Origin of the sequence: Streptomyces sp. NBC_01750 (genome assembly GCF_035918095.1) — a bacterium.
GTDB lineage: Bacteria > Actinomycetota > Actinomycetes > Streptomycetales > Streptomycetaceae > Streptomyces.
Genome location: NZ_CP109137.1, coordinates 8404859 through 8418156 on the forward strand (window position 1 = coordinate 8404859; position 13298 = coordinate 8418156).

Genomic DNA, 13298 nt, shown 5'->3' on the forward strand with positions numbered 1-13298 from the left:
TCACTACAGGACGAGACGGATGGCGGAGATGAACTCCCAGGCGAACGAGGACCGGCTTCGGCGAGCCATGGCCGCCGTCCTCCAACTCCAGCAGCGCAACGCCGAGCTGGAGATGCAGAAGTACGAGCCGGTGGCGATCGTCGCCATGGCCTGCCGGCTGCCCGGCGCGGTGAGCACCCCCGAGGAGTACTGGCGGCTGCTGGACACCGCGGGCGATGCCATCGGCCCGCTGCCGTCCCGCTGGGACGGACTCGACCTGTACGACCCCGACCCGGCGGCCATCGGCAAGAGCTACGCCCGTGAGGGCGGCTTCCTCGACCGCCTCGACGAGTTCGACGCCGACTTCTTCGGCATCTCGCCCCGCGAGGCGATCTCCATGGAGCCGCAGCAGCGCCTCGTACTGGAGACGTCGTGGGAGGCGCTGGAACGCGCCGGGATCCGGCCCGACACCCTCAGCGGCAGCCGTACCGGCGTCTACCTGGGGGCCATGCGCTCCGACTACGACACGGGCAACGCCCCGCTGGAGAGCTTCGACGGCTACCAGGGCACCGGCATCCAGAGCAGCGTGGTGTCCGGCCGGCTCTCCTACGTCCTGGGACTCCAGGGCCCGGCGGTGACCCTGGACACCGCCTGCTCCTCCTCGCTGGTGGCCATCCACTCCGCGGTGGCCGCGCTGCGTGCCGGTGAGTGCGACCTGGCGCTGGCCGGCGGGGTCACCGTGATGGCCTCACCCGCCATGTTCGTCGAGTCCTCCAGGCTCGGGGCGATGGCCCCCGACGGGCGGTGCAAGAGCTTCTCGGCAGGCGCCGACGGGGCGATCTGGTCCGAGGGCGTGGGCATCCTCGTCCTCAAGCCCCTGGCGGCGGCGCAGCGCGACGGCGACCGTGTCCTGGCGGTCGTCCGTGGCTCCGCGGTCAACCAGGACGGCCGCAGCCAGGGGCTGACCGCCCCCAACGGGCCCGCGCAGCAGCGCGTCATCCGCGACGCGCTGGCGGCCTGCCGGCTCACTCCTGCCGACATCGACGCCGTCGACGCGCACGGCACCGGCACTCCGCTCGGCGACCCCATCGAGGCGGGCGCCCTGGCGGAGGTTTTCGGCCCCGGCCGCGATGCCGACCGGCCGCTGTGGCTGGGCTCGTCGAAGTCGAACATCGGACACACCCAGGCGGCCGCCGGGGTCGCCGGCGTGATGAAGATGGTCCTGGCGCTCCAGCACGAGAGGCTGCCCAAGACCCTGCACGCGGACGAGCCCAGCCCGCACATCGACTGGACCGCCTGCAACATCCGGCTTCTCCAGGAGTCCCGGCCGTGGCACCGCGGCGAGCGGGTGCGCAGGGCCGGCGTCTCCTCGTTCGGCATCAGCGGCACCAACGCGCACGTGATACTCGAAGAGGCCCCCGCTCCCGCGGCGGACACGGCGCGGCAGCCCGCCGCGCCGACCGCCCCGCAGCCGGGCGTCGCCGCGGCAGCCTACCCGCTGCTGCTGTCGGGCCACGACCAGCAGGCGCTGCGTGCACAGGCCGATCGGTGGGCCGGCTGGCTGGCCGAGCATGACGACATACCGTGGCAGGACACGCTGCGCACCGCGGCGATGCACCGCACCCACCTGCAGGCACGCGCCTCGGTCCTCGCGGGCAGCGCTCGGGAGGCCGCAGCGGCCCTGGCGGCGCTCGCCGAGGGCCGCGCGCACCCCCTGGTGGTCACCGGCACGGCGCGCGAGCGCGGCAGGACCGTGTTCGTCTTCCCCGGCCAGGGATCGCAGTGGCTGGGCATGGGCCGCGCCCTGCTCGCCGAGAGCGAGGTGTTCCGGGCTGCCGTCCAGGAATGCGACGAGGCCCTGGAGCCCTGGACCGGATGGTCGGTCATGGCCCTGCTGGCCGAGCCGCAGGACGAGGGCCTGCCGCCGCTGGACCGGATCGACGTACTCCAGCCCGCCCTGTTCGCGGTGATGATCGGCCTGGCCGCGCTGTGGCGATCGCTGGGTGTCGAGCCCGCCGCCGTGGTGGGCTCCAGCCAAGGAGAGGTGCCCGCCGCAGTGGTGGCCGGGGCCCTGACGCTGAAGGACGGTGCTCGGCTGACCGCACTGCGCTCCAAGGGCCAGTTCGACGAGTGCAGCGGCCGGGGCGCGATGGCCCTGGTGGAGATGCCGGTGGGCGAGGTGGAGGAGCTGATCGCCCCGTACGGCGACGCCCTGTCCGTCGCTGTCGTCAACACCGCGGCGTCCACGGTGGTCTCGGGAGACGTGGCGGCCGTGGAGCAGCTGCTGGCCGAGCTGGCGGGCCGCGACGTGTTCTGCCGGCGCGTCAAGTCGGACACCGCCGGGCACAGCGCGCACATCGACCCCATGCTGCCGCGGCTGCGCGAGCAGCTGACCGGTCTGAGTACGGCGCCGGGCACGATCCCCTTCTACTCGACGGTGACCGGGGGCGTCCTCGAAGGCAGCGCCCTCGACGCCGAGTACTGGTGCCGCAACGCCCGTCAGACCGTCCGCATGGACCGGGCGCTCGATCAGCTGGTCGCCGACGGATACGACGTGTTCGTCGAGGTGAGCCCGCATCCGGTGCTGGGGATGCCGCTGACCGGCGCCACCGCCCGGTCGCACGGCGCGGTCGTGGGCAGCGTGCGCCGCGACGCGGACTCCACCGCCCAGATGCTTTCTTCCCTGGGCGCCCTGCATGCCCAGGGGTACGCGGCCGACTGGTCGCGCATCCTCGGCTCCGCCCCCCGCGGCGCCGTCGTCCCCCTGCCCACCTACGCCTTCCAGCGCACCTCCTACTGGAGCGACTTCGCCTCCTTCCGCGCCCTGGACGCCGACGCGCGCGAGGCCCTGCTGCGCAAGCAGCGGCAGCCGGTGTCCGCCGCGGCCGGCCCCGACGCGCTGCGCACCCGCCTGAGCGGCCTCGAGGAAGCTGTGCGCCACGACGCCCTGACCGCCGTCGTGTCGGAGGAGGCCGCCGCCGTTCTCGGCACCACCGCGCCCGTGCCGGCCGACAAGCGGCTCCAGGAACTGGGCCTGGACTCCATCATGGCGTTGCAACTGCGCAACCGGCTGTCCGAGCTGACCGGCACCGCCCTGCCCACCAACCTCGCCTTCGCCCACCCCACCCCCGATGACGTGGCCGCCTACCTGCTGCAACATGTCCTCGGGGACATGCCCCAGGCGCCGGCCGCCCCGCCGCTCGAGCGGTCAGGGCAGCGCGAGGTCCACCCGGCGACACAGGGGCAGCGCCGGCTGTGGTTCCTGGAGAAGATGCAGCCGGGCAGCGCGGAGTACAACACCCCGCTGGTCCTGCGCACCGAGCGACGGATCGACCCGGACGTCCTGTCCCAGGCCCTGCGCCGGGTGATGGACCGTCACGAAGCCCTGCGCACCGGCCTGGAGGAGCGCGACGGACAGCTCGTCCAGGTGGTACGGGACAGCTACCCGCTGCCGTTCGTCCACGAGGATCTGTCCGGTCTCGGCGAGGCGGAGCTCGACGCACGCGTCCGGCACGAGGAACGTGTCCCCTTCGACCTGAGCGGGCCCGGTCTGCTGCGCTGTGTCCTCGCCGACACCCACGACGGCGGATCACTGATCGGCCTCTTCCTGCACCATGCCGTCACCGACGGCTGGTCGCTGTCCCTGTTCACCCGCGAACTCTTCGACACCTACGGCGCGCTGCTCGCCGGCCGTGACCTGCAGGCCACCGACGTGGCCTTCCAACTGGGCGACTACGCGGCCTGGGAACAGCGCGCTCTCCAGGAGGGCCACTTCGCGTCCTCCCTGGGCTTCTACACCTCGCAGCTCGAAGGCATGGGCCGCCTGGACCTGCCGACGCGCTCCGACGCCGACGACGGCCAGGCCGCCGACAGCGGCGCGGAGAACACCGGGTGCACTGTCGGCTTCACCCTCCCCGCCCAGCTGCGGGGGGACCTGGAAGAACTGGCCGCCCGCACCGGCGTCACCCCCTACACCGTCTACGCCAGCGCCTTCGCGGTCCTCCTGGCCCGCACCACCGGCTCCTACGACTTCGGACTCGGCACCGTGTGGGCCAACCGTCAGCTGCCCGGCGTGGAAGGCCTGCACGGATTCCTCGTCAGCACCCTGCCGCTGCGCTGCGACCTGCGCGGCGACCCGGCCTTCCACGAGCTGCTCACCACGACCGCACCCCGTGTGATGGGCCTGCTCGAACACCAGGACGTCCCCCTGACCGAGATCGTGAAGGCCGTGGGCGGCGAACGGGCCGGCGGGGACAACCCGCTGTTCAGCGCCGTGTTCAACTACCGCGCCACCGCCATGCCCGCACTCGGCGAAGGAACGGAGGCCTGGACCTATCTTCCCGGAGCGGCCGTGGGAGGCGGGCCGCGCGGCCTCGCCAAGTCCGACATCGGGCTGACGATCGCCCCGGACGGCGAAGGCCTTCGGGGCGAACTGGAGTTCCGGCCGGACGTCCTGGACCAGGCCTCCGCACAGCGGCTGGTGACCGGCTTCCGCACCCTGCTCGACTCCGTCGTACGGGACGGCCGGCGCCCCCTCAGCGAACTGGACGTCCTCGACGACGCGGAGCTCTCCTGGCTCACCGAACAGGGCGGCCACAGCGCGCCCGAGGTCACCTCCGACACCGCGATCAACCGGATTCTCCAGCAGGCCCACCGGACCCCGGACGCCACGGCCCTGGTCGACGACGAGGGGCAGCTCACCTACCAGGAGCTCACCCGGCGGGCCTGGGGTATGGCCGCACATCTGCGGTCCGCCGGAGTCGGTGCCGACTCCCTGGTCGGCATCCATCTGCCGCGCTCCACCGAGCTGGTGGTGGCCGTGCTGGCCACCTGGCTGGCCGGCGGCGCCTACGTGCCCATGGACCCGTCCTACCCCAAGGCCCGGCTGGATCACATGATCGAGGACAGCGGCCTCGACATGATCGTCTCGACCGGGGCGGGATCGGCGGACATCGCCGACGACCGAATCCGGATCCTGCTCGCCGACGCCCTCCCGCAGACGGCTCACGACGCGCCGGGGGACGGCCGGGCCGCCACCGCGGCCCTGTCCGACCTGGCCTATGTGATCTACACGTCCGGCTCGACCGGCAAGCCGAAGGGTGTACAGCTCGAGCACGCGCAGTTCGCCAACTTCTGCGCGGCCATGGACGAGCGGGTCGGCGGCGGTGTCGGCGACACCTGGCTCGCCGTGACCAGCCTGTCCTTCGACATCTCCACCCTGGAACTGCTGTGGACCCTCACCCGCGGCTACCGCGTGGTGATCGCCGAAGGCGGCCCCGCCCGGTGGGCCGACTACCTGCCGTACGCGCCCACGCATCTGCAGTGCACCCCGTCGCTGGCGCGGATGCTGCTCGCGGACAGCGACGGACGGGCGCTCGTACAAGGCCTGGACCGGATGCTGGTCGGCGGCGAAGCACTCGACCGCGGCCTGGCCCGCAAACTGCTGAGGCTGTGCCCCGACGGGCTGATGAACATGTACGGGCCCACCGAGACCACCGTGTGGTCGGCCGCCTGGAACGCGGCGCCGGGCGAAGTGGCCCTCGGTGAGCCGCTGCTGAACAACGTGCTGTACATCCTCGACGCACAGGGCCGGCGGGTACCACGCGGCACCCGCGGCGAACTGCACATCGGCGGCCTCGGGGTGGCGCGTGGATATCTGCACCGCCCCGAGCTGACCGCCGAACGCTTCGTCGCCGACCCGTTCGCCGGCACGCCCGGCGCGCGGATGTACCGCACCGGCGACGTGGTGCGCCATCGACCGGACGGCAGCCTGGAGTTCTGCGGGCGGGTCGACGCCCAGGTCAAGCTCCGCGGCCACCGGATCGAGCTGGGCGAGATCGAGGCCGTGGCCGGCGAGCACCCGGCCGTGGCCGAATGCGCGGCCGTGATCCGCGAGGACACGCCGTCGGATCCCCGGCTGTGCCTGTACTGGGTGCCCGCCGCGCGATACCCGGCGCTGGAGGAGGACCTGCAGCAGTACGTCGCCGAGCACCTGCCGTCCGCCATGGTCCCGCAGCAGTTGTTCCGTATGGAGGAGCTGCCGCACACCCCGAACAAGAAGGTCGACCGCGGCGCCCTGCTGAGGCTGCCCGCACCTGTCCAGGCACGCCCGCGGCCCACCGGTGGCAGCGGCGCCGACGACGTCGAGTCGATCGTCATCCGCGCCTGGGCGGATGTGCTCGGCCGCAGCGACATCGACCCGGACCGTGGCATCTTCGGCCTCGGTGCCAACTCGATGACGGCCGTCGACGCGCACAAGCTCATCTGCGCCGGCCTCGGCAGGGAGTTCCCGCTCTCCGCCCTCTTCCGCCACCCGACCGTGCGCCAGCTCGCCGCCCACCTGCGCAACGAGGCACCCGCCCCGCTCACCGAGGCGACCACGGCCCGCAGGCGTCACCCCGACGAGGACATGGTGGCGATCGTCGGCATGGCCTGCCGGCTCCCCGGCGCCCCCGACATCGACTCGTACTGGGACAACCTGCGCAACGGCATCGAGTCGATCACCCACTTCTCCGAGGACGAGCAGCGCGCCGCGGGCATCGGCGACCGGATCCTGGACGACCCCGACTACGTACCGGCCAAGGGTGTGGTGGCGGGCGCCGACCTGTTCGACGCCGGCTTCTTCGACTGCTCACCGGCCGAGGCCGAGATCATGGACCCGCAGCACCGGCTCTTCCTCGAATGCTCCTGGCAGGCGCTGGAGCACTCCGGCGTCCTGCCCTCCACCTTCACCGGCAGCATCGGAGTCTTCGCCGGCTCGGGCCAGTCCGGCTACCGCAGCAGCGAAGAAGCCGTCGAGATGTCCGACTTCTACCGCACCATGGTCGGCACCAAGAACGACTTCCTCGCCACCCGCGTGGCCCACAAACTCAACCTCCGTGGCCCGGCCCTGACGGTCCAGACGGCCTGCTCGACCAGCCTGGTCGCCACCCACCTGGCCCGCGAGAGCCTGCTGCGCGGCGAGTGCGACATCGCCCTGGCCGGCGGCTCCTCGCTCACCGTCCCGCTGGATCTGGGCTACTTCCACCAGGCGGGACTGGTCTTCTCCCCGGACGGCAAGTGCCGCGCCTTCGACGAGAAGGGCGCGGGCACGGTCCTGGCCAACGGCGTCGCCGTCGTGGCGCTGCGCCGGCTGTCCGACGCGCTCGCGGCGGGCGACCGCATCTACGCCGTGATCCGCGGCAGCGCCATCAACAACGACGGATCGAGCAAAGTCGGGTTCACCGCACCCAGCGTGGAGGGCCAGGCCCGCGTCGTCGCCGCCGCGCACCAGGAAGCGCGCGTGAGCGCCGACACCATCGGATACGTGGAGGCGCACGGCACCGGCACCGCGCTGGGCGACCCCATCGAGATCCAGGCGCTCCAGCAGGTGTTCGCCACCGCGGACCGGTCCGAGCCCTGCGCGATCGGTTCGGTGAAGACAAATATCGGCCACACCGACGCCACCGCGGGAGTCGCCGGCCTCATCAAGGCGGCGCTGTGCCTGCACCACGGCGAAATGGTGCCGAGCCTCAACTTCGAGAGCCCCAACCCCGAGATGGGACTCGACCCGGGCCTCTTCTACGTCAACACCCAGTCCAAGCAGTGGGAAGCGGAGCAGGGCCCCCGCCGGGCGGGTGTGTCGTCCTTCGGCCTCGGCGGTACCAATGCGCACGTCGTGCTGGAGGAGCCGCCGCGCTGGGAGCCCGAAATCTCCTCTGCCCTTGATGGGCCCGCTGTGGTGCCGGTGGTGGTGTCGGGTCGGGATGTGGGGGCGTTGCGGGAGCAGGCCGGTCGTTGGGCGTCCTGGCTGGAGGGGCATGCGGGTGTGCCGTTGGCGGGTGTGGCGGTGACGGCGGCTCGTCATCGGACGCATTTCGAGCAGCGGGCGAGTGTCACTGCCGACTCGGTGGCTGGGTTGGTGGAGGGGCTGCGGGCGGTGGCTGAGGGTGTGCCGCATGCGGGTGTGGTGGAGGGGGTTGCGGGGCGTCGGGGCCGGGTGGTGTTTGTGTATCCGGGTCAGGGTTCGCAGTGGGTGGGGATGGGTCGTGAGTTGTTGGCGGGGGGTGGTGTGTTTGCGTCGGTGGTGGATGAGTGTGATGCGGCGTTGAGGCCGTTCACGGGCTGGTCGGTGCGGGATGTGCTGGCTGGGGTGGAGGGTGGTCATCCGCCGTTCGACCGGGTTGATGTGGTGCAGCCTGCGTTGTTTGCGATGGGTGTGGCGTTGTCTGCGGTGTGGCGTTCTTTGGGGGTGGAGCCTGCTGCGGTGGTGGGTCATTCGCAGGGTGAGGTGGTTGCGGCGGTGGTGAGTGGTGCGCTGTCGCTGGAGCAGGGTGCGCGGGTGGTGGCGTTGCGTTCTCGTGCGGTGTTGTCCTGTGCGGGACAGGGCGGGATGGCGTTGGTGGGGCGTCCGTTGTTGGAGGTGGAGGGGTTTCTGGCTCCGTATGGGGATGCGTTGTCGGTGGCTGCGGTGAATACGGCGGGGTCGACGGTGGTGTCGGGTCGGGCGGTGGAGCTGGCGGCTCTGGTGGGGGAGTTGCAGGGGTCGGGTGTGTTTGCGCGTCTGATCAATGTGGATTATGCGTCTCACAATGCGCAGATGGATCCGCTGTTGCCGGGGCTGGCGGAGGGCTTTGCGGGGCTGGTGCCGGGGGAGACGGATATTGCGTTCTATTCGACGGTGAGTGGGCGGGTTGCCGGGGGCCGGGAGCTGGACGGGGGGTACTGGTGCCGGAATCTGCGGGAGCCGGTGCGGTTCGACCGTGCGCTGGAGGGTCTGCTGGATGACGGGCACACGGTGTTCGTCGAGATTTCCGCGCATCCGGTGCTGTCGATGCCGCTGACCGATGCCGGTGCGGACCGTGGTGGTGTTGTTGTCGGTTCCCTCGCCCGTGACCGGGGAGGCATGGAACAGCTGCTGCACAATGCGGGGCTGCTCCACACGCACGGACACGAACTCGACTGGGACCGGATCCTTCCCGCCACTGCCGGCACCGGGCTCGTCCCGCTGCCCACCTACGCCTTCCAGCGCGAACACCACTGGAAGCCGTCGTCCCTCATCGGCGGCAGCCCCGCGACCCCCCAGGGCCAGGCGTTCTGGGACGCCGTGAACACGGGCGAGCCGGCCCGCGTCGCCGAACTCCTCGATGCGCCCGATCATCTGCGGGCAGGCGTCGCCGAGTTGATGCCGCTGCTGACCGAGTGGCTCGAGCGCCAGGCTGCACAGTCCGCCGACCCGCCCGGCCAGGGACCGCAGCAGGACTCCTCCTTCCGGGCGCGGCTGCTGTCCCTCGGCGAGCAGGAGCGGCTCGGCCTGGTCCTCGATCTGATCAAGTCCGAGGTCGCGCCGGTGCTCGGCCTGCCTGTCGGCAGTGTCATGGACGACCAGCCGCTCCCGCAGCTCGGCATGGACTCCCTGATGGCGGTCGGCCTGCGCAGCCGTATCGCCCGGCTCACCGGACAGCAGGTGCCGGCCCAGCTCATCCTGGGCGACGCCGGCTGCGCGGGCCTCGGCCGCGCCATCGTCGCCGCCGCCTTGCCCGGTTCGACGGAGGGCCCGAGCCACGACACGGGGCCGGGGCGCTGGCTGCGAATCCTGAAACCGGCCCAGCAGCCGTCCGCGCGGATCGTCTGTGTCGCAGGAGCCGGCGGGACCACCGCAGCCCATGTACCGCTCATCCGGTTCCTTCCCGACGGCGTCGAGCTGCTGGGTGTCCGGATGCCGGGCCGGGAGGACCGCTTCGCCGAGCCCGCGGCGACCGACATGCGCGCCGTGATCGACGGCATCGTCGCCGAACTCACCGGCCTCGACGCCGTACCCACGGTGCTGTACGGGCACAGCCAGGGCTCCTGGCTGGCCTGGGAACTCGCGCACGCACTCGCCGACCGGGCGGACTGCCCGCCGCTCACACTGGTGCCGGCCTGCGGCCTGCCGCCCCGCACCCCGCCGCCGCCCGGTATGCGGCGGATGGGGGAGCTGGCCGACACGCTGGAGACGATGTCCGTCCCGGACCTGGCGGCGGCGCTCGCGGGAATTCTTCCCGACAGCATTCTCTCCAGCGAGGAACTGCTCACCGCATACGGAGCGGCGCTGCGCGACGACACCGTACTGGGCCTGAACCACCGTGCGTCTCTCGACGCCGACGCCAGGGATCCGCTCCGATTCTCCATTCACGCCGTGGCCGCCTCCGACGATCCCGTACTGCCGGAAGAGACCGTACGGGGCTGGCAGGAATACACCCACGGAGACTTCGTGCACCGGACCATCGCCGGTACCCACGCGGCTCCCATCGACAACCACGAGGCTATGGCCGCGGAACTGCTGCAGGCCATTCCGAAGAACCAAGGAGAGAACAATGCCTGACATTGTGCGGCCGGACGGTGCACATATCCACTACGAGGTGAGCGGCTCGGGGGAGCCGGTCCTGCTGCTGGCGCCCGGCGACGCGCTCAGCCGGATCGACGCCTGGGACGAGAATTTCTACCACCCGGTGCGGGAGCTGGCCGAGCACTTTCAGGTGATCGCCATGGACCAGCGACACGGCGGACGCAGCAAGGCGCCGGCCACCCCCTTCTCGTACGAGCAGGCCGCAGCCGACCAACTGGCCGTGCTCGACGAGGTCGGCGCGCAGCAGGCACATGTCGTGGCCGCCGGGATCGGCTGCGCCCACGCCTGGCGGCTGGTGGCCGAGGCGCCCGAGCGCATCCGCTCGGTGGTGTGCCAGGAGCCGGTCGGCCGGGAGGAGGGAACCAACGCGTTCGCGGACTTCTTCTCGCTGTTCGACGAGGCGATGCGGCTGCCGCGCGCGGCGTCCTTCGACGACGCGGAGACCGAGGGACTCGCCGCCGTGTTCGCGGCGGCCGCGCAGGACGGGAACTTCGCCACCAACCCGGCAGCCGGCCCGTTCGCGCAGCGGCTGAGCGACGACACCGAATTCCACAAGGAGATCCTGGCGCTGCGGCGCGAGAAGTACATCACCCTCCTTGTGCGGTTCCGTGACGGTCTTTTCCCTGCCGGATCCCCGTACTTCTCCGTACCGGAGGAGACCGTGAGTGAATTCCCGGTGCCGCTGCTCGTGCTCCCAGGAAAGGGCGGACGGCAGCCCGAGGGCATGGCCGAGCGCATTGCCGCGCAGGCGCCTTCGGCGCGCCTTGTCGACGCGGGATTCGACTCCGCCGAAAAGCGCGCGCAGACGGTCGGGACGATTGTCGGATTCCTCAACGAGAACACCCCGAAGTAAAGGACGACGTGCCCGTCATGAATTCAGTCGCCACGATCGACGTCACCAGTGATCATCTGTACGACACGGGGTTTCCGTGGGGGGATTTCGACCGGCTCAGCAAGGAGTCGCCGGTCCACTGGTACCAGCAGCCCGGGTACGAGCCGTTCTGGCTGGTGACCCGGCACGAAGACATCAGTTTCGTCTCGCGCAACACGGAATTCTTCTCCCACCAGCAGCGCATCGGTGTGGAGACCCCCGACGAGATCGAGCCGTGGGAGATGGAGCGTGAGCGCCGCTCCGCTCTCTACGGTCACGCACCCGACCATCCTGCGGGGCTCGGGCTCATGGACGCTCCGGTGCACAACCAGGTCCGGCAGGCCATGTACCCGTGCTTCACGCCCAAGGCCACGGCGGCCAGGCAGGAGCGCTTCTTCGAGCTCTCCACCCGGTACGTCGAGGAGTTCGTGAAACTCCTGGACGAGAACGGCACGGCGGACGTGGCGCACGGGCTGGCCGGCCGCCTCCCGCTGGCCGCCATCTTCGAGCTGCTCGGCGTGCCCGAGGAGGACTGGGACGAGCTGTTCGCCTCGCACAAGGACACCGCCTCCGCCTTCCACAAGGACTACGCGGACGAGAACGGCGAGGAGGCCATGCAGCGCTTCATGCGCGCCATGGGCCACCTGGACCAGTACTTCTCCGAGTTGGTCCGCGCGCGCATGGCCGAGGGTGGCGGCGAGGGCACCGACGTACTCAGCCGGCTGGTCAGAGCCACGGTCCAGGACAAGCCGCTCGAGTTCCACGACATGTCGTACCAGCTCTTCAACCTGGTCCAGGCGGGCAACGGCACGACCCGTAACGCCATCACCGGCGGCATCGAGGCCCTGCTGAAACACCCCGACCAGTTGCAGAAGCTGATCGACGACCCCGCGCTCCTCGACAGCGCGGTCGACGAGATCATCCGCTACACGTCGATCGCCATCACCCTGGTGCGTACCTGCGTCAAGGACACCGAGATCCGCGGGCAGAAGATCCGCAAGGGGGAGTCGGTCGCCCTGTTCTTCCCGGCGGCCAACCGTGACGAGGCCGTCTTCGATGACCCGTACACCTTCGACATCACCCGCAAGCCGAACCGGCACATCGCGTTCGGCGGCAACGGCGCCCACCGCTGCATCGGCGCCTCCCTGGCCCGCGAGGAACTCAAGGCCATGTTCCGTGCCCTGCTGCCGGTTCTGCCGACGCTCGAACTGCACGGCGAGCCGCGGCAGATGGTGCTGCGGATGCTGATCCTCGAATACGTGCGACTCCCTGTCCGACGAAAGGCGAATTGACATGACCGAAGTGATCCAGGAACAAGCGACCCGGGAAGAAGCGGTACAGCAGGACGTGATCCAGGAGACCGCGCCTGAGCGCGTGCGGCCCACCACGCTGGAGGAGTACGCCTCCGGTGACGAGTCCGACCTGAACGTCGTGCTCGGCTGGCTGGGTCCGGCGATAGACCCGGAGACGGGCGGACTGGTCGGGCCGCTGCCCGACACCTACATCGTCGCCGAGTCCAACGGCTGGCCGAAGCCGGAGGGCGAGCCCGTGGCCGCCGCGATCAACGAGGTTCTCCTCGAGGATCTCTGGAAGCGCCCGGGTCTGCTGGGCGCCGTCTTCGCCGTGTCGGAGCAGAACTGGCACAGCGGGCGCGCGCTGTCGATCTGGACGGACGAGGAGGCGCTCAACGGATTCCTCTCCTCCGAGGGGCACCGCGACGCCGTGCGGCGCATGAGGGACATCGCGTTCGAATGGGAGGGGATCCGCTGGGTGAGCACCTCGCGCGAGCTCCCCACCTTCGACGAAGTACGTGTCCGGCTGGCCGCGCAGCGGGCCGCCAGGCGCGAGGCCGCCCGCGAGCAGGACGCCGCGGCCTGAGCGGCACGAACGTGCACCTCTGAGTTCCGGCCACGCTGTTCGAGCCACGCTCAAGCGACCGGAAGCATGATGAACGCTGTCTCGTACCCCGCGTTCCGGCTGATGCCGCCGGCCCGATCCGGCACGCAGCCCCGGCACAACCGGCCACGTCACGTGGGCACAAGCCGCCACCGTGACGTGGCCGGTCTCGTTCGAACTCTTGTT

At 70.8% G+C, this 13298-nt stretch carries 4 protein-coding genes; all 4 read left to right on the forward strand.

From position 1 onward, the window contains the following. The first annotated feature begins 28 nt into the window (after nucleotides 1-28). From OG966_RS38090 to OG966_RS38105, 4 genes are read left to right on the forward strand one after another with little or no spacing between them, the layout of a single operon-like run. The gene (locus tag OG966_RS38090) at nucleotides 29-10321 is read left to right on the forward strand and encodes an amino acid adenylation domain-containing protein (RefSeq protein WP_442806827.1); all 10293 of its coding nucleotides are present in this window, start codon (nucleotides 29-31) and stop codon (nucleotides 10319-10321) included. Next, the gene (locus tag OG966_RS38095; protein ID WP_326654678.1) at nucleotides 10314-11198 is read left to right on the forward strand and encodes an alpha/beta fold hydrolase; all 885 of its coding nucleotides are present in this window, start codon (nucleotides 10314-10316) and stop codon (nucleotides 11196-11198) included. Before OG966_RS38090 ends, OG966_RS38095 begins: the two co-directional genes overlap by 8 nt. A gap of 17 nt (nucleotides 11199-11215) precedes the next feature. Beyond that, nucleotides 11216-12508 carry a cytochrome P450 gene (locus OG966_RS38100; RefSeq protein WP_326654679.1) on the forward strand — a complete coding sequence of 431 codons (1293 nt, stop codon included), beginning with the start codon at nucleotides 11216-11218 and terminating at the stop codon, nucleotides 12506-12508. Between the two features lies 1 nt (nucleotide 12509). Then, nucleotides 12510-13094 carry a hypothetical protein gene (locus tag OG966_RS38105; protein ID WP_326654681.1) on the forward strand — a complete coding sequence of 195 codons (585 nt, stop codon included), beginning with the start codon at nucleotides 12510-12512 and terminating at the stop codon, nucleotides 13092-13094. Nucleotides 13095-13298: the final 204 nt, after the last annotated feature.

Bases quoted from the DNA above. Each gene is read 5' to 3' on its own strand.
- OG966_RS38090 (WP_442806827.1), top strand. From the start codon at position 29: ATGAACTCCCAGGCGAACGAGGACCGGCTTCGGCGAGCCATGGCCGCC.
- OG966_RS38095 (WP_326654678.1), top strand. From the start codon at position 10,314: ATGCCTGACATTGTGCGGCCGGACGGTGCACATATCCACTACGAGGTG.
- OG966_RS38100 (WP_326654679.1), top strand. From the start codon at position 11,216: ATGAATTCAGTCGCCACGATCGACGTCACCAGTGATCATCTGTACGAC.
- OG966_RS38105 (WP_326654681.1), top strand. From the start codon at position 12,510: ATGACCGAAGTGATCCAGGAACAAGCGACCCGGGAAGAAGCGGTACAG.